General features: G+C 47.2%; 20 protein-coding genes. 11 read left to right on the top strand and 9 right to left on the bottom strand.

Annotation, left to right across the window (positions count from 1 at the left end; genetic code table 11):
• Positions 1 to 47 precede the first annotated feature (47 nt).
• Positions 48 to 1,325, bottom strand: a complete 1,278-nt coding sequence (locus tag RGU72_RS18505) for a S41 family peptidase (protein WP_322121149.1) — start codon at positions 1,323 to 1,325, stop codon at positions 48 to 50.
• On the bottom strand, positions 1,274 to 2,356 hold the full coding sequence (locus RGU72_RS18500; RefSeq protein ID WP_322121148.1) for a hypothetical protein: 1,083 nt from the start codon (positions 2,354 to 2,356) through the stop codon (positions 1,274 to 1,276). The genes RGU72_RS18505 and RGU72_RS18500 overlap by 52 nt, the downstream gene beginning before the upstream one ends.
• An 897-nt stretch (positions 2,357 to 3,253) precedes the next feature.
• Between RGU72_RS18500 and RGU72_RS18495 the strand changes: the two genes are divergently transcribed.
• From RGU72_RS18495 to RGU72_RS18475, 5 genes are all read left to right on the top strand, one after another.
• Positions 3,254 to 4,702 carry an MdtA/MuxA family multidrug efflux RND transporter periplasmic adaptor subunit gene (locus RGU72_RS18495; protein ID WP_322121147.1) on the top strand — a complete coding sequence of 483 codons (1,449 nt, stop codon included), beginning with the start codon at positions 3,254 to 3,256 and terminating at the stop codon, positions 4,700 to 4,702.
• The gene (locus RGU72_RS18490) at positions 4,699 to 7,848 is read left to right on the top strand and encodes an MdtB/MuxB family multidrug efflux RND transporter permease subunit (protein ID WP_322121146.1); all 3,150 of its coding nucleotides are present in this window, start codon (positions 4,699 to 4,701) and stop codon (positions 7,846 to 7,848) included. The genes RGU72_RS18495 and RGU72_RS18490 overlap by 4 nt, the downstream gene beginning before the upstream one ends.
• On the top strand, positions 7,845 to 11,078 hold the full coding sequence (locus tag RGU72_RS18485; protein WP_322121145.1) for an efflux RND transporter permease subunit: 3,234 nt from the start codon (positions 7,845 to 7,847) through the stop codon (positions 11,076 to 11,078). The genes RGU72_RS18490 and RGU72_RS18485 overlap by 4 nt, the downstream gene beginning before the upstream one ends.
• Complete coding sequence (locus RGU72_RS18480) at positions 11,075 to 12,637, top strand: efflux transporter outer membrane subunit (protein WP_322121144.1); 1,563 nt, start codon at positions 11,075 to 11,077, stop codon at positions 12,635 to 12,637. The genes RGU72_RS18485 and RGU72_RS18480 overlap by 4 nt, the downstream gene beginning before the upstream one ends.
• A 172-nt stretch (positions 12,638 to 12,809) precedes the next feature.
• A complete protein-coding gene (locus RGU72_RS18475) occupies positions 12,810 to 13,772 on the top strand; it encodes a 2-dehydropantoate 2-reductase (protein WP_322121143.1) in 963 nt (320 codons plus the stop codon).
• Positions 13,773 to 13,877: 105 nt separating this feature from the next.
• On the opposite strand, the gene RGU72_RS18470 is transcribed toward RGU72_RS18475, so the two are convergent.
• Positions 13,878 to 14,243: a type II toxin-antitoxin system death-on-curing family toxin gene (locus tag RGU72_RS18470; RefSeq protein WP_322121142.1), complete on the bottom strand. Its 366-nt coding sequence runs from the start codon at positions 14,241 to 14,243 to the stop codon at positions 13,878 to 13,880.
• Between the two features lie 11 nt (positions 14,244 to 14,254).
• Positions 14,255 to 14,416, bottom strand: a complete 162-nt coding sequence (locus tag RGU72_RS18465; protein ID WP_322121141.1) for a hypothetical protein — start codon at positions 14,414 to 14,416, stop codon at positions 14,255 to 14,257.
• A gap of 376 nt (positions 14,417 to 14,792) precedes the next feature.
• Between RGU72_RS18465 and RGU72_RS18460 the strand changes: the two genes are divergently transcribed.
• Positions 14,793 to 16,055, top strand: a complete 1,263-nt coding sequence (locus RGU72_RS18460; RefSeq protein WP_322121140.1) for a branched-chain amino acid ABC transporter substrate-binding protein — start codon at positions 14,793 to 14,795, stop codon at positions 16,053 to 16,055.
• A gap of 32 nt (positions 16,056 to 16,087) precedes the next feature.
• Positions 16,088 to 16,714, top strand: coding sequence for a glutathione S-transferase (locus RGU72_RS18455; protein WP_322121139.1), 627 nt, complete (start codon positions 16,088 to 16,090; stop codon positions 16,712 to 16,714).
• A gap of 122 nt (positions 16,715 to 16,836) precedes the next feature.
• Here the strand turns inward: RGU72_RS18455 and pcaD are convergent, their stop codons facing one another.
• The 5 genes from pcaD to RGU72_RS18430 all read right to left on the bottom strand — a co-directional run bounded on the left by pcaD (position 16,837) and on the right by RGU72_RS18430 (position 22,555).
• Positions 16,837 to 18,099 carry a 3-oxoadipate enol-lactonase gene (gene pcaD, locus RGU72_RS18450; protein ID WP_322121138.1) on the bottom strand — a complete coding sequence of 421 codons (1,263 nt, stop codon included), beginning with the start codon at positions 18,097 to 18,099 and terminating at the stop codon, positions 16,837 to 16,839.
• Between the two features lie 112 nt (positions 18,100 to 18,211).
• Complete coding sequence (pcaB, locus tag RGU72_RS18445; protein ID WP_322121137.1) at positions 18,212 to 19,588, bottom strand: 3-carboxy-cis,cis-muconate cycloisomerase; 1,377 nt, start codon at positions 19,586 to 19,588, stop codon at positions 18,212 to 18,214.
• Positions 19,589 to 19,973: 385 nt separating this feature from the next.
• Positions 19,974 to 20,501 (bottom strand): protocatechuate 3,4-dioxygenase, encoded by a 528-nt coding sequence (locus tag RGU72_RS18440; protein ID WP_322121680.1) that lies wholly within the window; start codon positions 20,499 to 20,501, stop codon positions 19,974 to 19,976.
• A 77-nt stretch (positions 20,502 to 20,578) separates the two neighbouring features.
• Positions 20,579 to 21,271, bottom strand: a complete 693-nt coding sequence (pcaH, locus tag RGU72_RS18435; RefSeq protein WP_322121136.1) for a protocatechuate 3,4-dioxygenase subunit beta — start codon at positions 21,269 to 21,271, stop codon at positions 20,579 to 20,581.
• Positions 21,272 to 21,553: 282 nt separating this feature from the next.
• Positions 21,554 to 22,555 carry a helix-turn-helix domain-containing protein gene (locus RGU72_RS18430; RefSeq protein WP_322121135.1) on the bottom strand — a complete coding sequence of 334 codons (1,002 nt, stop codon included), beginning with the start codon at positions 22,553 to 22,555 and terminating at the stop codon, positions 21,554 to 21,556.
• Between the two features lie 177 nt (positions 22,556 to 22,732).
• Here RGU72_RS18430 and pobA point away from each other — a divergent pair, with 177 nt between their 5' ends.
• From pobA to RGU72_RS18410, 4 genes are all read left to right on the top strand, one after another.
• Entirely contained in the window at positions 22,733 to 23,914 is a 1,182-nt protein-coding gene (gene pobA / locus RGU72_RS18425; protein WP_322121134.1) for a 4-hydroxybenzoate 3-monooxygenase, read from the top strand.
• A gap of 171 nt (positions 23,915 to 24,085) precedes the next feature.
• Positions 24,086 to 24,328 (top strand): hypothetical protein, encoded by a 243-nt coding sequence (locus tag RGU72_RS18420; protein WP_322121133.1) that lies wholly within the window; start codon positions 24,086 to 24,088, stop codon positions 24,326 to 24,328.
• A gap of 374 nt (positions 24,329 to 24,702) precedes the next feature.
• The gene (locus RGU72_RS18415; protein ID WP_322121132.1) at positions 24,703 to 25,575 is read left to right on the top strand and encodes a hypothetical protein; all 873 of its coding nucleotides are present in this window, start codon (positions 24,703 to 24,705) and stop codon (positions 25,573 to 25,575) included.
• A gap of 55 nt (positions 25,576 to 25,630) precedes the next feature.
• Positions 25,631 to 26,098 carry a hypothetical protein gene (locus RGU72_RS18410; RefSeq protein WP_322121131.1) on the top strand — a complete coding sequence of 156 codons (468 nt, stop codon included), beginning with the start codon at positions 25,631 to 25,633 and terminating at the stop codon, positions 26,096 to 26,098.
• The last annotated feature ends 236 nt before the right edge of the window (positions 26,099 to 26,334 follow it).

Here is a 26,334-nt window from a genome sequence, read left to right as displayed (position 1 = left end):
TTTCTCCGATGTTGCACTACAGAAGTTGAAAAATACAATACGCTATTTTATTTTTCTGTGAGGAAATTCATTGCCTTTTCTAACATCACGTCATGACCAGAAATCGCATCTTCAATCGTTATTTTATAAGGGACAGTGGGAATGATTCCAATGCCGTGGAATTGAGATCCGTCTTGTTTTAAGACTTGCATCCCAGTCCAAAAAACTTTATACCCGCCAGGAAGAGGCAAACAAGTAATGTTTCCATTTGAGCCTGCAGTCCGTGTGCCTATGATTTCACCCAGTTTGTAGTGCTCTACGATAGTCATCAAGGTTTCTGCAGCACTGATCGTATTGCCGCTTATCAAAAATACTAATTTGGCATCGATATAGGGAGCTTGAGGTTGAATTGCTTTTCCCAAACGCTCCCATTGCCAATGATCTCGCTCAGGCCCACTGATGACTGGGACATTATATAAAGGTACCTCTAGCGGTTTTTTTGTAAAATGACTTAATAAATTTATGGTACCGCTATTCACATAATTTCTGACATCAAAAATGATCCCTTTAATGTTATTTTTTTGAACGATCAATTGTTCAATATCTCTGCTATCCGCTCTGTCGATATCCACGTACCAAATACCGCTCTTCAGTTGTTGAATCGCTCCTAACGGATTTTCTTCTCTTAAATTGACAATCGGGGTATCCCGAAGAAAAGTCTTTGTTTGGTTGAATCCTGTAGTATCTCGGTAGCTAATTTCTAGGTTAGAATTTTCTTCGCCCGTGAGTAGTTCGACGGATAAGATTCCATCTTGCATCGTATCTGTTGCGGACAGGTTTTCTTTGTTAATTTCTGACAGCCTGTGCGCAATTGGCAAACCATTTAAGCGGGTGATTTCACTTCCAAATGGAATTAATGGCTGATTACCTGACGTTAGGCTAGACCTTGCAACGATGGGCACACCATCGATCATTTTGATTTTGATAAACGGTGAAAAAGTATCAAGCTCCCGCGGCCCAGTGACGCGCGTATGTCCATCGTGCAATGCGGAAGTGAAGCGCATTAGTGTATGCGTAAAAGCTTTTTCATCTTTATCACTTGAAGCGGATGACAAGAGTGTGTCTAACTCCTTATCCCAATCAATTTTAATGATGTCGGAATACGGATAGAAATAACGAAGCGCATTCCATATTTGTATTGCATTCCCTATCCTTGTGATTCTGTCATTTCCACTGAAGTCCGGTGCTATATTTTTCAGCAGATAATCTGATTTATTCAACTCCTTGTCGGGTTCTACTTTTGAAATAGTTTCGTGATTCTTATCTGCGAATACGGTGTCAGACATCCATAAGTTGACTTGTCCTCCCAGTTCAATTTTTTTTGTTGGACAATGTTATCTTGCATTGAGACATCATCAGCAAGTTGTTCACTAAGTTTTTCATACACGCGGTCGCTGTGATAAAAATAGTTGCGTTGAGCAAGACCGTGATGTATCCATTTCACCTGGAAGTGAGCATTTGTTGGTTGCGATAATTTCTTTGGAATTTCAACGCTGGTAAGCCATTGTGTGGTCGGGGCGTAGGGGATAAATAAAGTTTTTAAGGTATTTTTCAATTCAGAATCTGACTTAGCAATTGCGACTGCCGGAACTGCTTTTTGAATAAATTTATTCCAGTCCAACCTGGTCAGTGCGTCAGTAGCATGGAAATATCGTATGTACCCGACAGCTTTACTCAGTGCGCGTAAATTGTCCAGTTCGATGGCACTCAATGTTCTGCTGCCAGGATCGCTGATGTTGGGTTTTGCGATATCACTGACCTCATGTACTTCTAAGTTTGCGAACCAGATTTCCCCCTTTGTATCGGAGTCGGCACCAAATCTCAGCTGATATGCCGCCCTGTCGACGGCAATACTTGCGCAGGCTCTTTGCCAGGTTGGCTGCAATGGCAAACTATAGGTCGCTGCGGCTCGTAAACTATTGCTTGGTATATCTGTGCGTATCCATAAACCGGATCTAGCGGCCTCCCTAAAGTCGGCCTTTAAATCTCCGCAGATTTCTACGATCTTGCCACGCCATGACTTTGCATCCACCTGTTGAGCAAGTGAGATAGTTTGACCATCTCCGTCATTATCTAGTACTAAGATCTTGTCTCTGCTTGAAGGACGCGGATCTATTTGCAAACGAATAGAAATGCTTTTTCCCTCTATGTCCCAAGATTCATTGATCTCTCCAGATCGTGCTTCTGATTCAAATTTCAATTGAATTGGTTTATTTTGAGGAGCGAATTGGGTATTTAAATCTCTGCCAGAAACGCACGTACAAGTGCAGATAAAAGAGATCGAGACGAAAGTAAATATATTTTTCAATAAACGCATAGATCGAATGTTGTTTAATAGCTTAATCGTGTTTTCCCTACTTTTTGAATGAAGGAAAAATGTATGCATACTAGGATTTAAGGTAGCTTAAATAGAAGAAGACGAAAAAATGAGGTCAAATATCTGCTTAATTGACGTGACAGAGGGCTACATCAAATAAGACTTCAGACTTGGAGAAATCATCTTCGTCACACGTTAAATCTGCATGCGCAAATATCCTTTAAAACTGAGGGTGGGTTGGCACAATATGTTTTATTAAAGAACATTTCAAGCAATGAATTTTGCAGTGACATGGAGTCGCAACTGTCAAAACCATCCAAAATAAACATACTCCCCTCTTTTTCTTAAAAATACTGCTTATTGTCCAATAAATAATTGGACATATTGAAAATACACGGCCGAGTATTAAATTTCCTTTCTTTGCGCCTGCAGACACTCAACGACAATGGCCACGTATCGGCTTCCGAATATCGTCGAACATTTTTGCTCAATCACCAGTCGGATCACAGCTAAGTCTCAAGTTCTTTGATTGAGATACGGCAAAAAAAAACTAAATAGCGTCAATTGGATCAATGCTCAGGGAATATGTTTCACCCACTAAGCAATCGCGTAGCAGCAATTGAAACCTGGCCGCGCTGCGCGAGACAAATCATTCAATGCGGGTTACATTTAGAAAAACGGTGTCATCTCGCCCATATAATTTGTTACAAGCTGGTACTTCTGGGAAATTCTTTTACCTTCGATCGATGCAATACTCTGCCCCAAACTTGCAACGGGCATACTCTGGTTTGTTGACATTGGTATTTGCGTTAAACATTACGTGCGAAATTGCGTGTAAAAATTACTTTCAAAAATTCTTAAAAAATCCTCTGCCCTAAAAGGACTTCAATGAGCAATATGAATAACGATCTCAGCAAGGGAAAAAAACCCGGCTCGGCCAGTAATGGTAAATGGTTTTTATGGCTGTTAGTCGTCATTGCCCTGATTGCCGCGGCCTGGTTTGGCTGGAATCATTGGCGCAATCCTGCGGCGACGGGCACCACAGGCGCGACTGCTGAAGGTGCCCCCCAAGCTGGGCGCGGACCGGGTGGGCCTGGAGGGCCTAGTGGCCCAGGAGGACGGCAGCGAGGCATCACCACTGTCGTTGCCAGTCCGGCAGTGAGTGGCAGTATGGATATTTCGGTCAATGCTCTAGGTACAGTAACGGCGCGGAACACCGCGATAGTTCGTGTGCAAGTATCTGGTCGTTTAGAGCAAATATTTTTTCAAGAAGGTCAAAGTGTGAAAGCAGGGCAGGTATTAGCGCAGATTGATCCGCGTACATTCCAACTCCAGCGCGATAGCGCTAAAGCCCAATACGACAAAGATCTGGCGCAGTTAAATGTGGCCAAACTAGATTTGGTTCGTTATAAAACTTTATTGTCTCAAGACTCGATTGCATCACAACAAGTTGATACTCAAGCAGCGCTGGTAGCGCAAAATCAGGCGACTGTGGCGTCCGACGCAGCCGCGATTGCCCAAGCCCAATTGCAACTGGGATATACCAAAGTCACTGCGCCTATTGCTGGCAAAGTCGGCCTGCGCCAAGTCGATGTCGGCAATCTGGTGCAGACATCGGATGCAAACGGTCTGGTAGTGATTAATGAAGTCAATCCGATTAGCGTTGTATTTTCAGTCCCCCAACAAAGTTTGCCGTCCGTGATCAGAGGTATGAAAGGGACAGAGCCCTTAATTGCAGAAGCCTGGAGTGCAGACAACCGCAGAATGCTGGCTACCGGCAAGCTGAAAAGTGTGGATAACCAAATTGATACAACGACTGGCACCATCAAGCTAAAAGCAGAATTTACCAATGACGATGACAGCTTATTCCCGAATCAATTTGTGAATATCCGCCTGGTCACGAAGAAACTCGACAACGTCACACTGATCCCATTGACGGCTGTGCAACAAGGTACTAACGGCCCTTATGTGTATGTCGCCAAACCAGATAACTCCGTCACTCTGCGCCAGATCGAAACCGGTGCTGCGGATGCCAAATCCGTTACTGTGACTAAGGGTGTTGAAGTGGGTGAATCGGTAGTCGTCGACGGTACAGATCGTTTGACTGACGGTATGAAAGTACAAGTGATGGCGCAACGTGTCGTACCAACGGCAGCAGCTCCAGGAGGAAAACATCGCGGTGGAAAACGTCCTGATGGCGCTGGCCCTGCTGGAGCATCGGCTGCAAGTTCTGCAGCAAGTTCTGCAGCAATTACGTCAGGAACTGCGAACACCGATGCAGTACCAAAAGAGGGACACAAAAATGAGCAGAAAGGTGAACAGAAAGCTGGCGGTCGTCCACAATGAATATTTCACGCATCTTTATTGAGAGGCCAGTCGCCACGGTGCTGTGCATGGTGGCGGTATTGTTGTCCGGCTTGCTGGCCTACCGCCAATTACCTTTAGCAGCGTTACCGCAAGTCGATTATCCGACCATTCAAGTCAGTACTTTGTACCCCGGTGCTAGCCCGGATGTGATCGCCTCCACCATCACTGCGCCGCTTGAGCGCCAGTTTGGGCAGATGCCGGGTCTGACGCAAATGTGGTCAGCCAGCTCCGGTGGCGGCTCCAGCATTACACTGCGATTTGATTTGTCGCTGAGTCTGGATACGACGGAACAAGAAGTCCAGGCAGCAATCAATGCAGCCGCCAGCCTGTTGCCAAAAGACTTGCCGCAACCACCGGTCTACAACAAAGTCAACCCGGCAGATGCGCCGATTCTGACGTTAGCAGTGACCTCCAGCACCTTGCCGTTAACGCAGTTGCAGGATTTGGCCGATACCCGCATGGCACAAAAAATTTCGCAACTTCCGGGTGTTGGTCTGGTGACCTTAAGCGGTGGACAAAAACCTGCCGTTCGTCTGCAAGTCAATCCGCGCGAAGTCACTGCACGTGGCCTGACTCTGGACGATATCCGTACCGCCATTTCAGTACAAAATGTGTTTCAGGCCAAGGGGAGTTTTAACGGTGCTGAACGCGCATCCACACTGGATGCCAATGACCAGTTGAAATCGGCGGAAGAATATCGCAACGTCGTGATCGCATATAAAAACGGAGCACCAATTCGCATCTCTGATGTTGCTTCCGTAGTAGACGGTGCTGAAAATATCCGTCTGGCTGCATGGGCAAATAAATCTCCAGGCATCATCATCAACGTACAGCGTCAACCGGGCGCCAACGTCATTCAGACGGTTAACCGGATTCAGGCGCTGTTGCCATCCTTGCGCGCTAGTTTGCCTAGCGCGGTAGAACTGGTCACCCTGACCGACCGCACTACCACGATTCGCGCCTCGGTCAATGATGTGCAAATAGAATTAATTTTTGCGATCTTACTGGTGATTGCAGTGATTGCGATTTTCTTGCGCAGCGCGCGCGCCACCCTCATTCCCGCTGTCGCCGTGCCATTGTCATTGATCGGTACTTTTGGCGTGATGCATCTGGCGGGATTTTCCGTCAACAATCTGACCCTGATGGCACTGACTATTGCGACCGGCTTTGTGGTCGATGATGCGATTGTGATGGTAGAAAATATCGCACGCTATATTGAAGAAGGTGAAACGCCGATGCAAGCGGCACTCAAAGGGTCGAAGCAAATCGGTTTCACAATTATCTCTTTGACGATTTCACTGATTGCAGTGCTGATCCCTCTGCTGTTTATGGGCGATGTCGTAGGCCGTTTATTCCGCGAATTTGCCATCACCTTAGCAGTCGCGATATTGATTTCCGCAGTCGTATCATTGACGTTAACACCGATGATGTCATCGCGCTGGCTGCACGCACATGATGAAGAAAAAGAGGGGCGTATTTCACGCGGAATTGGCAATGCGATCAGCTCGGTGATTGCAGGATATGACCGTACTTTGTGCTGGGTATTAGACCGGCAAAAATTAGCGCTGTTAGTCGCAGCTGCCACACTGATCGTCACAGTTCTGCTGTATATGCTGGTTCCGAAAGGATTTTTCCCATCCCAAGATACAGGCGTTATACAGGCTACAACCGAAGCCTCACAGTCCATTTCTTTTAGCGCGATGGCGGATCGCCAACAAGCAATGGCGGCAGCGTTACTGGAAGACCCAGCAGTAGAAAGTCTGTCCTCATTGATTGGTGTTGATGGCACGAATACTACGGTCAATAGCGGCCGTATGCTGATCAATCTCAAGCCTTTAGAAAGCCGGGATCGCGCGCCTGCGGTAATCCAACGTTTGCAAGAACTGGCAAAAAAAGTACCTGGCGTTCGCTTGTATTTGCAACCAGTACAGGACTTAAGTATTGAAGACCGGACTACCCGCACTCAATATCAATTTACCGTCGATAGCACCCGCTCTGCCGATCTGGCGACATGGATACCAAAGCTACTGGATAAACTCAACACGCTGCCGCAGCTACAAGATGTGGCAACTGATTTTCAAAATAACGGCTTGCAAGCGTATATTGAAATCGACCGTGATGCGGCATCCCGCCTTGGCATCTCGGTCTCTGCTATCGATAATGCTTTGTACAATGCCTATGGTCAGCGACTGATATCGACTATCTTCACCCAGTCAAATCAATACCGTGTAGTGCTGGGTGTACCTAGCCAATTTCAAGCAGGACCTGATGCGCTTTCGATGTTGTCTCTTACCGGCAATAACGGTGTGCAAGTGCCACTGACAGCAATTGCACGCGTGAGTGAACGCCCTACTCCACTGGTATTAAATCATCTGGATCAGTTCCCTGCTGCAACCATCTCTTTTAATCTGGCGCCCGATGCATCTTTAGGTGAGGCGGTCGATGCGATTGATCAGGCGAAGATCGATGTAGGTCTACCTTTGTCTATCAGAACTAATTTCCAAGGTGCGACGCTGGCGTTTCAGGCAGCATTGTCTAATCAACTTTGGCTCATCCTGGCGGCAGTCGTCACGATGTATATCGTGCTGGGTGTGTTGTATGAAAGCTTTATTCACCCTGTCACGATTCTATCCACCTTACCGTCCGCAGGGATCGGTGCTTTGCTCGCACTGCTGGTGAGCGGCAATCAACTGGGTGTGATTGCCATCATCGGCATCGTGCTGTTGATCGGTATCGTGAAAAAGAACGCGATCATGATGATTGACTTCGCACTCGACGCGCAACGTAATCAAGGTATGTCACCTTTGGACGCGATACATCAGGCATGCCTGCTGCGCTTCCGCCCGATTTTGATGACGACTTTAGCGGCCTTACTAGGTGCTTTGCCATTGATGCTAGGCCGAGGTATGGGGTCTGAATTGCGCCATCCACTGGGGCTGACCATGGTCGGTGGTTTGATTGTCAGTCAGTTCCTGACCTTGTACACCACGCCAGTTATTTATCTTGCCTTTGATCGCTTAGTACAAAAGCGTAAACCGCCAAAGCAAAAATCTGCATCTTTAGTATCGCCAGCATCATCAGCTTCACCATCCCAGCCTGCAACTGATACGCCGACGACACCATGAGCTACCAACGTATTTTAATTGGTCGTCCGATCGCGATTACCTTGCTGACGCTGGCCTTGGTATTGGCAGGCGGCGTTGCCATGCTACAGTTGCCGGTAGCGCCTTTACCGCAAGTCGATTTCCCTACCATTACGGTCTCAGCCGGTCTACCGGGCGCTAGTCCGGAGACCATGGCAGCGACCGTCGCTACGCCGCTGGAACGTGCTCTCGGCTCGATTGCCGGAGTTACCGAAATGACTTCGTCAAGCTCGCTGGGTTCTACCCGCGTTACCTTGCAATTTGATTTGTCACGCGACATTGATGGCGCTGCAAGAGACGTGCAGGCCGCAATCAATGCATCGGTCGGTACCTTGCCGAGTAGTTTGCCGCGCAACCCGACCTATCGTAAAGTGAATCCGGCTGATCAGCCTATTCTGACTTTATCGCTAACCTCTGATCAGCTTGGTCGTGGTGAATTGTATGACGTAGCATCGACCTTGCTGGCACAGCGTATCGCCCAGGTAAAAGGCGTTGGCAATGTCGATATTGGCGGCGGTGCTTCACCTGCTGTGCGGGTACGCGTCAATTTGCCAGAACTTGGCCGCATGGGTCTTTCACTGGAAGCCGTGCGCACTGCTATTTCTGCAGCAAATGTGGCGACCCCAAAAGGTAGTCTGGATGATGGCGAGCATAGCTGGTTTGTGGCGACCAACGACCAATTAAAAAAAGCGGACGACTACAAGAGAATCATCGTCCGCTGGCAAAACGGTGCCGCTATTTATTTGGGTGATGTAGCTGAAGTCAAAGACATGCAGCAGGACTTATACAACCTTGGCGTCACCAACGACAAACCCTCAGTGCAGTTGCAAGTCTTCCGCCAACCGGGCGCCAATATTATCGATACGGTAGAGGCGATCAAAGCGATTTTGCCGATGCTACGCGCTACAGCTCCAGCCAATGTCGATATCGATATGCCACTAGAACGAACAACGACAATCCGTGCATCCTTGCATGAAGTCGAACGGTCATTAGCGATCTCTGTTGGGCTGGTTGTGCTGGTGGTATTTCTATTTTTACGTAACCCAAGTGCGGTGTTAATCCCTGCGGTAGTCGTACCCGTATCACTGATCGGTACGTTTGCGGTGATGTATTTGATGAATTACAGCCTAGATAATTTATCCTTGATGGCATTGACGATTGCAACCGGATTTGTGGTGGATGATGCAGTGGTGGTATTGGAAAACTGTATGCGTCATATCGAAGAAGGACATTCACCAATCCGCGCCGCAATGCGCGGAGCGCGTGAAGTTGGCTTCACGGTAGTGTCGATGACGATATCACTGGTCGCTGTATTTATTCCAATTCTGGCAATGGGCGGAATTATCGGTCGCTATTTCCGAGAATTTGCAGTGACCTTATCGGCAGCAGTATTAATCTCTATGGTGGTATCGCTAACGACGACACCGGTCATGTGCGCTTATCTATTACGCAAACCAAAAAAATTAAGCGAAGAAGAAAAGCAGCAAAAAAACAAACGCGGATGGCAAAAAATATCCGACTGGTTTGCACCGATGGCGGTGTGGCTAGAAAATGGTATGAACAGGCTGCAGGCTGGTTACGGCAAGTCTTTGAACTGGGCACTCAATCACACCAAAACTATGCTGTTACTTTTTTTCATTACGGTATCGGCTAACGTATGGCTGTATGTGATCGTTCCTAAAGGCTTTTTCCCACAACAAGATATCGGCATCTTAGTTGGAGGTGTGCAGGCAGATCAGAGTATTTCGTTTGCTGCAATGAGCGAAAAGCTCAAATCGCTAGTCACCATTGTCAAAGACGACCCCGCTGTTGCCAATGTCATGGCCTACACTGGCGGCTCACGCAGTAACGGCGGATTTATGTTCGTAGTGCTGAAACCGTTGAAGGAACGCGGTGTCTCTGCGGACGTGATTCTGAATCGCTTGAGACCAAAATTAGGACGCATCGCTGGTGCCAATCTGTTCCTACAGGCGGCAAGTGATATCCGGATCGGCGGCCGCCAAAGTGATGCCGCTTATCAATATACCTTGCAATCAGATGATCTCGATCTGCTCAGAAAATGGGAACCGATCATCCGCGCAGCAATGTCACAAATACCCGAACTCACCGACGTGAATACCGATGCACAAGAAAAAGGTATTCAAACCCGTTTGGTCATTGATCGTGACGCAGTCGCGAGACTGGGGCTGAATATGCAAATGGTGGATGCTACTTTGAGCGACGCATTTGGTCAGCGCCAGATATCCAATATTTATCAGGATCTGAACCAATATACGGTCGTCATGGAAGCTATGCCAGCCTATCTGAAAGGGCCGGAAGCCTTGCGCCAGATAACCCTAGTAACAGCACAAGGCGGGATCGTCCCTTTATCAGCGATAGCACAATGGAAAGGCGCAAACACTGCGCTATCGGTCAATCATCAAGGCGGGTTCGCAGCATCCACCGTCTCATTCAATCTGGCGCAGGATGTCTCTTTGAGTCAGGCGACGCAGGCGATTGATGTCGCATTGATGAATGCCGGTGTGCCAAATACAGTCTGGGCGACTTTCCAGGGGAGTGCGAAAGCTTTCCAAGATTCCCTCAGCAACCAACCTATGTTGATACTGGCGGCGCTGCTGGCAATTTATATCGTGCTGGGTATTTTGTATGAAAACATGGTCCATCCGATTACGATTTTATCCACCCTGCCATCTGCCGGCTTAGGCGCCTTGCTCGCCTTAATGTTATGCGGTAGCGAGTTCAGTGTGATTGCCTTTATTGGTGTGATCTTGCTGGTCGGTATCGTCAAGAAAAACGCGATTATGATGATTGACTTTGCCATCGTCGCTGAGAAGCGTGATGGCCTCGATGCTAGAACAGCGATTCATCAAGCATGCCTATTACGCTTACGTCCGATTTTGATGACGACTGCTGCAGCGATGCTTGGGGCGCTGCCACTGGCACTTGGTAGTGGCGACGGTGCTGAGTTACGTCGACCGCTAGGCATTGCCGTCGTCGGCGGTCTGCTAGTTAGCCAATGGCTCACTTTGTACACCACGCCTGTCATGTATCTGGTACTCGATTGTCTGCGTCTTAAATTTAAGCGCTGGCGTCATCCAAACTTAGATAAGCTCAGTGGCAACCGCAGTGACAATCACGTTGACAACTACATTGACCCCGCGACTGCGCAAACTAATCGCCCTAACCTGATTCCTGGAAAACTGCCATCATGAAACTAAAGGCTACGTCTACACCTCGCACGCACTCAGCAATCAAAGTTGGGGCACTCGCCATTGCAGTGACAGCCGCGCTGGTAAGCTTGAGCGGCTGCAATATGGCGCCAGACTATCGTCGTCCCAATATGGCATTGCCTGCGCAATATAAAGAAAGTTTGCCCGCCAACTGGCAGTTCGCCCAGCCATCGGATCAAGCGCATAAAGGCAATTGGTGGCAACAATTTAATGATCCTATGCTCGATCAGTTAATGGTGGGATTAGAAGCATCCAATCAAAACCTGGCTATCGCGCAAGCGCGCTGGCGGCAAGCCTCTGCCTTGTCGCAGCAAGCCCGCGCTAGTCTTTTCCCGACGATTGGTGTGCAAGCCAGCGCGACCCGTTCAGCCAGCGGCAGTAACAGTGGTGGCAGCAATAGCGCCAGTAATGGATCAAGTAATAGTGTAACCAGCTCTGGCAGCAACATTAGTAATAGCACGCAGGTAGGTGGCACTTTAAGCTGGGAAGCCGACATCTGGGGACGTGTGCGGCAACAAGCGAATTCTCAAAGTCTCACCGCACAATCGAGTCTCGCGGATTTAGCGAATACTCGGTTAAGCTTGCAGGCGGAATTAGCGATAGATTATTTTTCTCTACGGGTCGCATCAGCACAAGATAACTTGCTCAAAGAAAGTGTCGCCGCCTATAAAGCAACACTTGAGTTAACCCGTAATCGCTATGCTGCTGGTGTGGCGACGAAGTCGGATGTATCACAGGCAGAAACCCAATGGCTATCTACCTCAACCCAGCTCGCCGACAATCAAATCACTCTTGCCCAGCTTGAACACGCAATTGCTGCTTTGCTTGGCAAACCCGCTACCGGTTTTTCGCTGGCACCAGAGGCCGAGCAAACCGGTGCGCAGATGTTAGCGATACAACTGCCGAGTATTCCAGTTGAATTGCCAGCCAACTTACTAGAGCGTCGCCCTGATATTGCCTCGGCAGAACGACAAGTTGCCGCAGCCAATGCCAGTATTGGCGTAGCTAGAGCCGCCTTATTCCCCGTATTGAATTTATCTGCGGATGCGGGGTATCGTGGTAGCAATTTATCTGGCTTATTTGATGTTGCTCATCAATTCTGGTCGCTTGGACCTAGCCTTGCTTTAACCGTTTTTGATGCCGGTGCCAAACAAGCGGCCGTCGATCAGGCTAGAGCAAGCTTTGATCAGGCATCCGCCAATTATCGGCAAACAGTTTTAACCGCATTGCAAGGAGTGGAAGATCAGTTAGTCGCATTGCGTTTGCTGCAACGCGAGGCCGACTTACAGAAACAAGCGGTAGCATCCGCCAACGTCACCCTCAATCTAGTGACCAATCAATATCGTGCGGGAACGGTACCTTATCTGAATGTCTTGAGCGCACAGCAAACCCAGCAAAACGCCAGAAGCAGCGAGATCAATATTCGCGGACGTCAATTGAGCGCGACAGTACAATTGCTCAAAGGTTTGGGCGGTGGTTGGCAAGGACTCGATGCAGAAGCGAACAAAAATAGTGCGATGGATAAAATAACTAGCCGATAATCAACGCCTCAATATCGATTCAAATTTCTGTCTACTCAATTTGCGGCTCTTAGGACTTACACAAAATTGTCCCGGCAAGGCGTAGCGACGACGACAGTATTTAGTACGGGTAGTCGCTGCAACACCGCTGGGGCAGTTTTTCGTGAATCCCAACTCTAACGAAAGAAATAAAGTGACTCCATCATCAGAAAAAACCAGAGTACTGGTCGTAGGTGCAGGAGCAATTGGTAGCTTTTATGGTGCGCTACTCGCAGAGGGAGGCGCAGATGTCTCGGTTGTTTGTCGCTCCGACTTTGACGCAATAAAATCACATGGATTTGATATCGATAGTCCCTCACTCGGCCAAATACATTTCACACCTGCGCAAGTCTTACAACACACTGCAGACTATCAGGGCGGCTGGCCCGATTACCTGATCCTCAGCGTCAAAGTCGTACATGGCGTGGACAGAGCCGCAATGATTAAAGATGCAGTCGGTCCCGATACCACCATCGTTCTGATCGAGAACGGGGTTGAAATCGAAGCAGAAATCGCTGCGGCATTCCCCGACAATGAACTGATCAGCGCACTTGCGTACGTCCAGATCAGCCGCGTTGCGCCAGGCAAAGTCAAACATCATGCATTAGGCGACTTAACATTCGGCACTTATCCCAGTGGCATCTCATCGCGCTGCGAATTGTTAGCAAGCTTGCTGGAACGTGACGGCATTAAAATGACGCTGACCGACAATGTCGTCAAAGGGCGCTGGCATAAATGTGTTTGGAATGCGGTGTTTAACCCGATTTCTGTACTCGGCGGCGTACTCGATACGGCGTCTATTCTGGGACCTGACGAAGGCAAAGCACTAGTTAAAAAAGCCATGCTGGAAGTGATCGAAGTCGCAGCCGCGACCGACAATCCTTTGCCAGTAGCAATGGTCGATCAATTCATAGAACGTACCAAAAATGGCCCCGCCTACAAAACGAGCATGGCATTAGATTTTGAAAATGGTCGTCCGATGGAAGTAGAAGTCATCCTAGGCAATGTCGTCAGGGCTGGACGCCGCGAGCAAGTCGCTATGCCTGTATTGGAAACGATCTACGCCCTGATGAAAATGATCGATGCCAGAGACGTAGCCAAGGATGCAGCAAAATAAAAAAAGTACCTCACCAAGCCCTAATTTTTATGCGGGTTCCCAAGGTATATGCTCTGGAGGCCCTCGTAAACATTGGACTCTGGGAAGACGAGTGAGATCGGTGTGTCAAAGATAAATAAAGTAGAGTAAATCCGCTAATTCAACTTGGCTCAGCGTTCCGTCAGCGACGTCAACCATGATCTCCTCAAGATTATCATCGCGCTCTATATCAATACCTTGCAACGATAAATAGGTCAAAGCCGTCACCAGCGCGGTACGCTTATTGCCGTCGTTAAAAACATGACCACGCGCTAATGCAACTGCATACATCGCTGCAATTTCAAAAACATCATCTAACTCTTCATAGTCTATGCGACGATCAATTCTTGAAAGCGCGCCCTCAAGTGCGTCAATGCCATGATCGCCACTTAAGCCCGGCTCCAAGCTAAGGATTAAATCATGAATTTCAACTACTTTTTGTGCGTCGATCATTGAAATCTATCTTATCGATTTGCAAGTGCTTTAATGACTTTGGAATGAGTTGAAATCACTCTTTTGGCCGCGCTTAGCACGACTCTTGACCCTTCTTTATTTGAGAGGTTCATAGGTACAGGTTTTTGTTTTTCTCTGACTGTTTCAAGAACTACACCATATGTCTTTTTCATGATGCTCGCTTCCTCATAAATCATTTAATAGAAATCATTTTAAGTGTACTTGTGAACAACATCAAGTAAGTTCACTTAAGTGTATATGGAGTTTGTAATCCTAATTTACAAAAACATCGTAAATCAGGCAAGTTGTATGCACAAAATTCATACACGATCATCCACAGAAATCATTCGCGTTATTCCTCACATCGTCCTATGCTGTATCTTCGTTTGATTTTGGGACAACGTTAGCACCAAGTTCGACCTCTCACTAATCAAATGGCGCCACAATTCACGGCAAGTAATTTCTAAACATCTCAGCGTATCCGACCTGTCGATCTAATAACGTCAGGCTGATGCCGATCTCAGCTTCAATAGCCAACAGGAGACACCCATGGCCTATCAGTTACGTCCTTTTGCGAAAGCATTATCTGCCTCAGTTTCGCTTTCAATCGCCGCCCTGCTAGCTCCGGCGGCGCATGCAGAGAACGTTAAAATTGCATTTATCGATGCTTTGTCGGGAACGTTCGCACCGACGGGCCAGACTGCCTTGAAAAATTTTCAGATGGTGACTGAAGTTGCGAACAAGGAAAAATGGGGGGGACCGGCTAACACGATAGAAATGGTAGGGTTCGATGGGAAAGGTAGTCCACAAGAGTCGCTGACTCAACTGAAAATAGCGATTGATCAGGGCTATCATTACATCACTCAGGGCGGCGGATCAGGGGTGGCGCTGGCCTTGGTTGATGCCATCAACAAACATAATGAACGTAATCCGGGTAAAGAAATTGTGTATCTGGATTTTGCGGCACTAGATCCGGATCTGACGAACAGCAAATGTAGTTTTTGGCATTTCCGCTTTGAGCCAAACTCTGACATGCGGATGGAAGCGCTGACGAGTTATTTAGCGAAAGACCCAAGTATTAAGAAAATTTATATCATCGGACAAAACTACGCACTCGGGCACCAGGTCAGCCGCGCTGCTAAAGAATATCTGAAGCGTAAACGTCCTGATATTCAGATCGTCGGCGATGATTTGCACCCGATTGCCACTGTTAAAGATTTCTCTCCGTATGTCGCTAAAATCAAAGCCTCGGGTGCCGATGCGGTCATCACCGGCAACTGGGGGAACGATCTCGCCTTGCTGATTAAAGCAGCGAAAGATGCCGACCTCAAAGCCAACTTTTATACCTACACCGCATACACCACTGGCGTACCGACTGCAATGGGTGCTGCGGGTGTAGACCGGGTTAAAAATGTCAGTAACTGGAATATCAATAATGAAGTCTTTGCCGGTAAAGATATGGCTGAAGCAGTTAAGAAGAAATACAATGAAGATTACTGGCTGATGTCTAGTCACAGCGCCATCACCATGTTAGCCAAGGCGATCAAAGATACTGGATCAACCGATCCGGTCAAAGTCGCTTTTGCGATGGAAGGCATGACGATCAAAAGCTATAACGGTAATGTAGAAATGCGTAAATCAGATCATCAGGCACAGCAACCGATCTACATTACTAACTGGGTAAAAACGAACGGTAAAGATGTCAAATTTGATCAGGAAAATACTGGTTTTGGCTGGAAAACTGAGCAAAAAATTGATACCTTTGTGGCCTCGCAACCGACTTCATGTCAGATGAAGCGGCCTACCAGATAACCTCTTCAGCAACTAATGAAACGAGCACTACTATGATTAAAGTCCATCACCTGAATAACTCGCGCTCGCAGCGTATCTTGTGGTTATTAGAAGAACTGGGAGTTGACTACGACATCGTCAACTATCAGCGTGATCCGGTGACACGGCTGGCACCAGCAGCGTTGAAGGCAATCCATCCTCTCGGCAAATCACCGGTCATTTCTGACGATGATTTAGTGGTAGCAGAGTCCGGTGCGATCATTGAATATCTGGTCAATAAATATGGTGATGGTCGCTTGCGGCCAAAGTTAGATACTGCGGCTTATATCAAATACTCTCAGTGGATGCATTTTGCTGAAGGCTCTGCGATGTTGCCGCTCTTGCTGGCTTTGTATGTTGGTCGTTTAGGTGAAGCTGGTGCGCCATTGGGACCGCGGATCAGCAGTGAAATCGACAACCACATTAGCTATATTAGCGCTGAGTTAGGTGACAATCTGTACCTGATGGGAAATGAACTGAGTGCCGCCGATATTCAAATCAGTTTTGTTGTAGAAATTGCAGAAGCACGCAAGATGCTGGGCGCTTATCCAAATCTGCAAGAGTATGCCAAACGGCTGCATGCCAATCCGGCATATATTCGTGCTTTAGAGCGTGGCGGTCCTTATTCTTTAGGGGCGTAAATCGGGAAGTCTCTCGACACCATATCACCATGTTCAACGCTGGAGTGAAGCCACTCCAGCGGTTTTATTTTTGGCACCCTTTGGCAGCTTTAGCACCCTTTAGCACTCTGTACTGACCTGCTTCAAATCTCGCTCAAAAATTGAGTCACCGCTTGCGCAAATGCCTCTGGCTGCTCGATTGCACTCAGATGCGAAGCATTGTCTAAAATATGCAGTGAAGCGCCTGCTATCCCGTCTGCCAGAATCTGCGCCATTGCTACTGGCGTGCCTTGATCTGATACACCGGCGATCACCAGGCATGGCAAAGTAATTTGCGACAAGCGATCGGTGGTATTCACATTAGCAACTGCATCACAACATCGGATGTAAGCATCGCCATCCGTAGTAACTACACGCTGACGAAAACGGGCAACCGTTGCAGGATGAGCAGCGCGAAAATCCTCATGAAAATAGCGTGCCATCACGGCATCAGCAATGACCTCGATTCCCTGCGTGCGAACAGTAGTGATGCGTTGGTTCCAGATCTCGCGCGCCGCGGCTGGATATTGCGAGGTGGAATTAGCAATCACTAAGGCGCGTAACAAACTGGGGTGCCGTAAAGCCAGCTCCTGTCCCACCATCCCGCCCATCGATAAACCGATCCAGACAACCGGCCCGGTATCTAATTCGCGCAATAAGCTAGCGGCATCGTCGGCTAAATCAGCCATACTAAATTGCCCCAAGGGCGCGTCAGAACTGCCATGCCCACGATGATCGTAGCAAATGACGCGGCAATCTTCAGCTAACACGGCAGCGAGCTGATCCCACATCGTTAAGTCACAACCCAAGGCGTGACTTAGCACTATCGTATGACGGGGCACTTTACCATTACGTGCTTCTCGCACGCTGTAATGCAAGGCTGGCTTGCTATTAGTCCGCCCTTGCTTACCTGAGCCGGGATGACTGACTTCAAACGGTGAGAGCGGTTCTATTACGTAACCTATCTCTGCACTGACTTCACGCAAAATCTTCAGCGCCAATGAGAACGCAGTATTTGCGGCGGGCACACCTGCATAGATCGCCGATTGCATCAGGACTTCTTTTAACTCATCTGGCGATAAGCGATTGTCTGGCGCGCCAAGCAAGGCAGCACGCAGGTGCAACTCATATTCTTCCCAACGGCCTAGGGCAATCGTCGTCGCCAGTACGATAACGCGGCGGGTTTTGTAATCCAGACCGGGACGGCCCCAAATATCATTCCAGGCAAAACGGCTAATTAACTGCTGAAACTCAGCGTTGAAGCTATTCGCATTATTGATAGAGCGATCAACCCAGGCGTCGCCAAGGATAGTCCGACGATTTTGTAAACCGCGTTCCAGATCATGATTCAGTGGGTCGTAGCTCATCGTTTTTATGTAGGAAAAATAGTTAAAGTAAGTGGGCAGATGTACGCAAAATCAGCTACATCCGTGTTGATTGTGATCATCAGCGTGAAGTAATCATTGCTAAATATGGTTACTAAATATGCTTACTTGCTACGCCCTGCCGCAATGCCGCCAGTTGCGTACTTGCCAGCGCCGCGGCGACTTCGGTTGCTACATGCGGATCAAACAGTTTTTGTAATATAGCCAGATCAATCACTTCGGATAAACGGGCATCGTTACGCACCACCTCTGTAACGACATCCAGCAAATGCGTGTGGTCGGCAACTGCTTTTTGGGTCAGGGTTTCCATCAGACTATGTGCCTTTGGACGACCGATCACGCTCGCCAGATAAATAGAAATACTCTCGGCAAATACCAGTCCCTGCAACGCATCGATGTTCACAAGCATACGGCCAGTATCGACTTGCAAACCCGCCATCGCTTCCGATAATGCATTGACTGCGCCATGCGCGCTTAGAAATAAGCCCGGCCATTCTGCTAATTCGGCCTGCCAGTTGCCTAAGCCACGTTCATGTTCTTGCCCCATATTGGCCAGTAGCGCGGCGGCGCGTTGTGGCGCTCTGGCTGCTGCAGCTAAGGCGATCATGCAAGACACAGGATTACGCTTATGCGGCATCGCCGATGAACCGCCACGACCTTTGCCCGACGGCTCTGCCAGCTCTGCAATTTCGCCTTGCGCTAGCAGACTCAGATCGGTGGCAATTTTGCCCAGCGAGCCGACCAGCACGGCGACTTCCAGTCCCAGCCGCACCCACTCATCACGCTGCGTATGCCAGGCTGCTGGCGGCAGGATTAATCCCAAATCTACTGCCATCCGCGTGGCAACCGCTGGCCCTTTTGCGCCCATCACTGCCAGCGTGCCGACCGCGCCGCCGAGTTGCAAAGCCAAGGCGCGGGTGGCAGTCTGACGCAACTGCTCACGTGCGCGTACCAAAGGTGCAAGCCAGCTTATTAGTTTGAAACCAAAACTGGTGACTTGCGCAGGCTGCATTAAGGTCCGCGCCAATATGGGCGTGTGTAAATGCTGCTCTGCTAGTTGCATCAAGCGTTGGATCAGTACTTGCAAGTCGCGCTCAATTAAGCTGATTGCCTGCCTGGTGGCTAACACCATGGCGGTATCAATCACGTCTTGGCTGGTGCTGCCCCAATGCACATGCGTGGCAGATTCTTCACTATAAAGCGCGACTGTTTTGGTCAGTTCTTTCACCAATGGTATTGCCAGACTACCGGCGCGGCGGCTGGCATTGACCATCACAGGGATGTTGTAAAGCTGCGCATTGCAGACGCTGGCAATATCGCGTGCGGCGGTTTCCGGAATGATGCCCTCGGCTGCCTGAGCCTTAGCCAACGCAGCCTCAAACTGCAACATCGCCTGCACAATGGCAGCATCGTCGAACACGGCAATCATGTCCGGCGTGGTCAAAAAATGTTCAAAAATCGATACGCTCATTGATCTCTACTTTGATTTATGGCTGGCTTAATTGGTAAGCTTAATTAGTACGTTCAATTGGTGCGAGAGCATGGTGCAAAACTAGGTCGAAATTACTATACGGCTTACGCAAAAATGGCGTCAACTAAAGTCAGCTCCTAAGTTCAGATAGGTCAGCTTAAGTGCGAATCTGCTGATGCATCGCTAAAGTTAATTAAATATACTCCACCTATGTATATTTAATTGTCCTCATATTATCTGGACAATACGGCATTTTTCCATAAAAGTAAGGGGAGTATATTGGTTTTCCCAGTGTATTTCGCTATTAAGTCATCGCCAGTAAATCGCCCGAAGTCAGCCCGCTGTCCATCTTTAGTCAGCACACCAACACCAGCATCAATAGCACTTACACATAGTCAAAAAAGACTGTCTCTTTATCTGTCTGCATCCAGATATCCCAACGGTAACTACGCTCGGCCTGTTTGATCGCGATCAAAGTGATTCTACGCTCTGCCGGCACCTGCGTCAGAATCGGCGCATCAGCTAATCCAGCATCGTCCTCCAGGAACACCGCAGTAAATTGATGCTTGACCAAGCCACGCGCAAACACGGTCACAAACATGGCTGGCTGCCCGAGTTGCGCCGATTCTGTTGCCAGTGGTATCGATAGTTCAAATTGAAAACTACCGTCTTCAGCGCTGGGCACCCGCCGAAAACCCGGTATCGCATGCGCTGCTTCCACACCTGCGCTGCCGGGCAACCAAGCCTCGATCATCGCGTCATTCATTGGCGTGCCGTCACCGTCGTAAATCACGCCACTGATCGTGATGGTCGGTGCGCTACTGCTCATCTGTGCAGTTGCATCCACTGCCCAGCGCCACGCCTCGTGCGAAAAAGGACCGATGGTTTGTGAAGTGGTCAGCAATACGCTCATGTCAGACGCTGTATTAGCCAACGCACCGCTTTGTTTTATCGTTGATGTCATATCGTTTCCTAGTCTGCCCAATCTGTTTACAAATCCATGGGCGTCGCATCGCGACCGCGCAAGACAATATCAAATTCATAGCCTAGCATTTTGTCATCCACCGTTTCGTCCATACTGAACCGGGCGATCAAACGCTGACGCGCGGCCAGATCGGGAATACTCTGAAAAATCGGATCGTAGTCAAACAAAGGATCGCTAGGAAAATACATCTGCGTCACCAGACGTTGCGCATAAACATTGCCGAAAAGTGAAAAGTGAATATGCGCAGGCCGCCAGGCTTTATGATGATTACCCCAAGGGTAAGGACCAGGCTTGATGGTCACAAAACGATAACGCCCGTCGTCATCCGTGAGCATCTTGCCGAAGCCATAAAAATTAGGATCAAGCGGCGCATCATGCTGATCACGTTTATGCCAGTAGCGTCCGGCTGCATTGCATTGCCATACTTCCAGCAAAGAATTACGCACTGGCTTGCCATCCTCATCCAGGACGCGACCAGTGACCACAATTTTTTCGCCCAGAGGCTGGCTTTGCCCATGTGCAGTCAGATCCATATCGTTCGGCAAAATCAAACTACGGCTTGCAGTGATATTGGTCTCTACAGGTTCCGCAGCGACGATACGCAACGCCACTTGCGTCGGGCCTCGTTTGATCGTGGATTTATAAGAGGGATAAATGAGGGTTGGGTACAGTCCCGGTTCTACGGAATCAAACTTCACAGCGTGCTCCTATGTTTTGTCTGGCTGACGTGCTTAAGTGCCTGGATGTCTGTGCATCGTTAGTTATTGATCGCTCTGGCTAAGTTAATAGAGCAGAACATCATGCAGAAAGATAGATCGCGACAGAATAAAGATCAAGTCGGACGATTCCAAAAAAGACGCAATCTCGTAAATATGTGCGATGTACGCACGACTCATTATTTTCATCAAGAATACATGCGGTGTTCCATCTGATTGGCATCTGAGAAACACAAACATTAGCTACCATTTTTTATATATTGTTCATGCACTCGTTCCCGCTTTTTGTTTAAACTCTTTGGGAGACAATCCCACTTGCCGTTTAAAAAATCGCGTGAAATAAGACGGGTCCGAAAACCCCAGCGTATACGACAACACGCTAATACTCATCGATGTGTAGACCAGATTGCGCTTGGCTTCTAATATCAGGCGTTCGTGAATTAAACCCAGCGCCGATTGCCCGACAGTCTGGCGGCATAAGGCATTTAAATGAGCTGCTGTAATACCTAGCTGATCGGCATAGTAAGAGACGGCTTGATGCGTCGTGTAGTGCAACTCAATCAATTCAGAAAAGCGTGGAAAATGCGTTCCTCGACGGGCAGAAGCCTGGCTTAATACTGCGGCACTGAGCTTGCTTTGGAGGCGATCTTTTTGTAGCACATTTGCTGGTGTTAAAGCTACCGTTTCGCTGCGAGTCAGCCAGATCAGGATACTCGCCAGCAGCGACTCAATCAATTGGGCGCGATGCGGCAATCTGCCGCGATACTCGTTGTCCAGCATCGTAAACGCGGCCTGAATATACCGACTCTCTTCATCGTTTTTTAATGCATGAATGTTGGCGACTGTTAACGCGCTGATGTTGTTGATACTAGTTGTTATGTCGCTAGCTTGCAGTCGTGATTCGCCCATCGATTGCGGCGCTCTCTGCATTAGTTGCTGCATCAAATTTTGTATCAGCGGATAAGCAATCGTGACCACATGCCCGATGGCATCACGTTTGAATTTAAAACCATGCACGCACATCTGCGGCAGCATCAAAATCTGTCCCGCCTTCATTTCATATTGAAGATCATCCAGTTGAATTTTTGCACTGCCCGCCACCAGATATAAAATCTGGAATAAGCCATTATGCTGATGTGTTGCAATATGCCAATTGTGCAAGCGACTACGTGCGGCAATTGACTCGCAGTGCACCATATCAGCCATCGGCCATGGATCGCTCTCACCATATAACTTGTAGACGGGGATGCTTTTTTGTTCTGTCATACAACGCTCAAGATAGTTCAAAAGAAGAATTTCAAATGGTAATTAATCTGCTAAAAGTACCATTTATAAATAAATAAATCCATTTCAAATAATCCGTTACAGGAACATTATTGTAAAAAAATAGCGTTTCAATTCCATGCAATGACGCCATGGTGAATAACAACGGAGACCATTAAAATGAAAACCCAAGTCGCAATTATTGGCGCTGGCCCATCTGGACTATTGCTCGGTCAGCTATTGCAATTACAAGGTATAGACACGGTGATTTTGGAAGCGAAATCGCCGGAGTACGTGTTGCAAAGAATCCGCGCAGGTGTGCTGGAACAAGGCACGACTGATCTGATCCGGAAAGCAAAAGCAGGTGCCCGTATGGATAAAGAAGGTCAGATTCATGAGGGATTTACGCTGGCGTTTAACGGCCGCAATGAACACATCGATCTGAAATCCTTAACCAATGGTAAAACCGTGATGGTGTATGGCCAGACAGAAGTGACACGGGACCTGATGCAGGCACGATCCGACGCAGGCGCACTGAGTATTTATGAAGCGACCGACGTGCAATTACATGATTTTTATACCGATAAGCCACGCGTCACATTTACCAAAGACGGCGAGCATATCGAACTGAGCTGCGACTATATTGCAGGATGCGATGGCTTCCATGGTGTATCGCGCAAATCTGTCCCGGCGGATGCAATCAAAACCTTTGAACGCATCTACCCTTTTGGCTGGCTAGGGATTTTGTCTTCCACACCGCCGGTTGCACACGAATTAATTTACGCTAATCATGAACGCGGCTTTGCCTTGTGCAGCATGCGCTCCGCCGTATTAAGCCGCTACTATGTGCAATGTCCATTAGATGACAAAGTAGAGGACTGGTCGGATCAGCGGTTTTGGGATGAGTTAAAAAGTCGCTTACCTGCCCATGTCGCAACAGATCTGGTGACTGGCGATTCAATCGAAAAAAGTATCGCGCCGCTGCGCAGTTTTGTGGCGGAACCAATGACCTTTGGTCGCTTATTTTTGGTAGGCGACGCTGCTCATATTGTTCCACCAACAGGAGCAAAAGGGCTAAACCTGGCCGCCAGCGATGTGTACACTTTATACTACTGCCTGCGTAAAACATATCAAGACGGTCGGGTCGATATCCTCGGAAAATACTCAGAACTCTGCCTGCGTCGCATCTGGAAAGCCGAGCGCTTTTCCTGGTGGATGACATCGGTGCTGCATAAGTTCTCCGACGATCCTTTTGCACAGAAAATGCAATCGGCAGAGCTGGAGTACTACACCAGCTCCTTAGCAGGGCGCACCACGATCGCAGAAAATTATGTTGGCCTGCCCTATGAGCAAGTACTTTGAACAAGCAGAGTAAGCAAGTGATTTCACGTGGATCAACATAAAAGGCACAAACTAAAATAAGGCTAAGATATTCAAATATTGAATAGTCGATATGGTTAAATGAAATTAGCGTTATAACTGACTCCGCGATATGCTGCACTGCATCATTACTGCAAACCAACGGAGCCCGTTATGTCTATCATTGAATACTTGCCAATCGCTTTCGTCATCGCCGCATTTGCATTGCGATTCTATGTTTCTTCACAAGATGCATTTGCGAAGGCATTGAGTTCCGTTGCAGACAAATCTGTAGCAGAACAATTTAGCCGGAGATTGCCATCTTCTAAGCCGGAGATTACAACTAAACCACAAGTAACGCGCTCTGTCGCAAACGGCAGAAAAAATACCAGCCATTTAATGGCGGTTCCACAATAAGCTGCATGCCCACCACGGTAAGAGAATTGATGTTGATTCATAGCTAGTAACCATTAACCGTCCCGCTTGGTTAAATTTAACGATTTTTAAAAATGCCAAATTGTGAAAACGGTTTGGCTTTTTTATTTTCACGCAGACACATTCAATATCACCCAAATCAACGCAACAATATTGTGTCGATGATTTATCACGCCCTAAACACCTTGCTTGTTTTTTTATCGTACAAAAGTTTTTAGTAATTTAACGTTTCTGAACTACTTGTAAATAAAATTGTAATTCTTACTTGTAATCCGAAATTTTTTTAGTAATATAAGAACAACGAATTTAGTCGGTAAAAGAAGTTGCCTTTTTTTTGATATTTTGGAGAACTCAAAATGAAATATTTAAATAGGTATTTAGTCGCATTTTTCTTATGTGGTTTAGTCGTATACCTGTTTGTTGAATCTAAAGAAAAAAAAATATTGGAAGCTAGTGTTTCATCCGCGAGTTTACAAAACACAAATTCAACAAAAACAGCTTTTCAAGAAGTTCCAAAGCAATTAGTAAATCAAGTTCCAGTTACTACACAAAGATCGCAAACTTCAAAATCCGATCAGATCGACCAACTGTCGTCTACGAAAAATCCTAGAGATGCTTATAAAGCTTTTCAAATGGTAAATGCATGTATCCAACACGAATCAACATCAAAAGTCGTTTTAAAGCCATCTGAATTAGCGGGCGATCAAAGCCTTAAAGATGCGTTGGCTTTAGAGGAGCAACAAAATGCGCACATCTGTGATGGAATCTCTCAGCGCCAGCGCGACGATCGATTTAAAAATTTAGATGTAGCAATTAAAGGCGGTGTTCGTGGTGCAGCAACTGATTATTTGAACTCTGGTCCGCTTGGAGACGTTAACGCATTAGTTACCAGGAAGACTGATCCATTAGTTGTAGAGTGGAAAAAACAAGCAGTAAATCAATTGGAGCAAACCGCAAAGCAGGGAGATCTTACTAGCTTAATGACCTTATCAAATTTATATCAGTCCGGCGAATTTACAGATCAAAATCAGCAATTAGCGTTGACATATGCTGTAGCAAATACAGAAATTAGAAAAAATAAGCTAGGTGATTCTATACAAGACACGAATCGACTAGCTTTAATGAATAATTATATTAATGCCATGTCAGTTGCTTTAACCAAGGAACAAATTATTAAAGCGACTTCTGATGGTCAAAAATTCGCAACAGAGTGTTGTTTTACGAAGTAAAAAATAACTTAGTAGTTGTATAAAAAATACTAATCAAATTTACAAGGGTGATCTCGTGAAAAAAATATATATTGCTTTGGTTTTAATGACTATTTCCATGTCTGCTAATGCTACTTATTTAGGAAGATTTCTTTGCGATCGATGTAGTTTTCAATCGGGTCCCGGGGTTGCACTTACAGATACTGATGATTTTTTTTCCGCTATGGTGTTTTTGAAAAGTACTAACATTACTAATCGATATGTCCCTGGTGACATAATTGCAATATGTGATGGAGTTTTCTGTTTAAATATTGGATATACAGCAAATGGTAATTTTTATCCGGCAACTGGGCTATATTTAGACAGAATTCAACAAGGGTATAAAAACGTGAAAAAAATTACTCAAAAAAGTGACGGTGAATCTAATGAATATATATTGACTGTTAGTGGATCAATAAATGCTCAGTTTTGTACTTGGACTGACTATTATAGTGATGGAGGATACATTGGAAGTGACTCTTTGTCCTGTACAAATACTCCTTGAAAATCATTAATCTTTGATAGTATTAAGACTACCAACTTTTAGTTAAATGTTGCTTTAATTTAAAGCAACATCTCTTATTTAACATCACATTTTAAATTTCATAATCATCCAAAGTATCGGTAGTTTTGCCACCAGTGCATTAGCCAATTCTACATAGTTGCTATACGTTTTTGGGAGTTTCATTTACATAAGAAATATTTGGCGCAACAGAAGCGCTAGAAAACTGCGCTATGATC

It is taken from the genome of Undibacterium sp. 5I1, from assembly GCF_034314085.1.
Lineage (GTDB): Bacteria > Pseudomonadota > Gammaproteobacteria > Burkholderiales > Burkholderiaceae_D > Undibacterium.
The sequence above is the reverse complement of the archived record's forward strand: the minus strand, read 5'-3'. Positions and strand labels throughout refer to the sequence as shown.

Coding starts and splice junctions, on each gene's coding strand:
- RGU72_RS18495 (WP_322121147.1), top strand. CDS start 3,254: ATGAATAACGATCTCAGCAAGGGAAAAAAACCCGGCTCGGCCAGTAAT.
- RGU72_RS18465 (WP_322121141.1), bottom strand. CDS start 14,416: ATGAAAAAGACATATGGTGTAGTTCTTGAAACAGTCAGAGAAAAACAA.
- RGU72_RS18420 (WP_322121133.1), top strand. CDS start 24,086: ATGTCTATCATTGAATACTTGCCAATCGCTTTCGTCATCGCCGCATTT.
- RGU72_RS18430 (WP_322121135.1), bottom strand. CDS start 22,555: ATGACAGAACAAAAAAGCATCCCCGTCTACAAGTTATATGGTGAGAGC.
- pcaB (WP_322121137.1), bottom strand. CDS start 19,588: ATGAGCGTATCGATTTTTGAACATTTTTTGACCACGCCGGACATGATT.
- pobA (WP_322121134.1), top strand. CDS start 22,733: ATGAAAACCCAAGTCGCAATTATTGGCGCTGGCCCATCTGGACTATTG.
- RGU72_RS18440 (WP_322121680.1), bottom strand. CDS start 20,501: ATGAGCGTATTGCTGACCACTTCACAAACCATCGGTCCTTTTTCGCAC.
- RGU72_RS18460 (WP_322121140.1), top strand. CDS start 14,793: ATGGCCTATCAGTTACGTCCTTTTGCGAAAGCATTATCTGCCTCAGTT.
- RGU72_RS18480 (WP_322121144.1), top strand. CDS start 11,075: ATGAAACTAAAGGCTACGTCTACACCTCGCACGCACTCAGCAATCAAA.
- RGU72_RS18500 (WP_322121148.1), bottom strand. CDS start 2,356: ATGCGTTTATTGAAAAATATATTTACTTTCGTCTCGATCTCTTTTATC.
- RGU72_RS18490 (WP_322121146.1), top strand. CDS start 4,699: ATGAATATTTCACGCATCTTTATTGAGAGGCCAGTCGCCACGGTGCTG.
- RGU72_RS18485 (WP_322121145.1), top strand. CDS start 7,845: ATGAGCTACCAACGTATTTTAATTGGTCGTCCGATCGCGATTACCTTG.
- pcaD (WP_322121138.1), bottom strand. CDS start 18,099: ATGAGCTACGACCCACTGAATCATGATCTGGAACGCGGTTTACAAAAT.
- RGU72_RS18505 (WP_322121149.1), bottom strand. CDS start 1,325: ATGTCTGACACCGTATTCGCAGATAAGAATCACGAAACTATTTCAAAA.
- RGU72_RS18470 (WP_322121142.1), bottom strand. CDS start 14,243: ATGATCGACGCACAAAAAGTAGTTGAAATTCATGATTTAATCCTTAGC.
- RGU72_RS18455 (WP_322121139.1), top strand. CDS start 16,088: ATGATTAAAGTCCATCACCTGAATAACTCGCGCTCGCAGCGTATCTTG.
- RGU72_RS18415 (WP_322121132.1), top strand. CDS start 24,703: ATGAAATATTTAAATAGGTATTTAGTCGCATTTTTCTTATGTGGTTTA.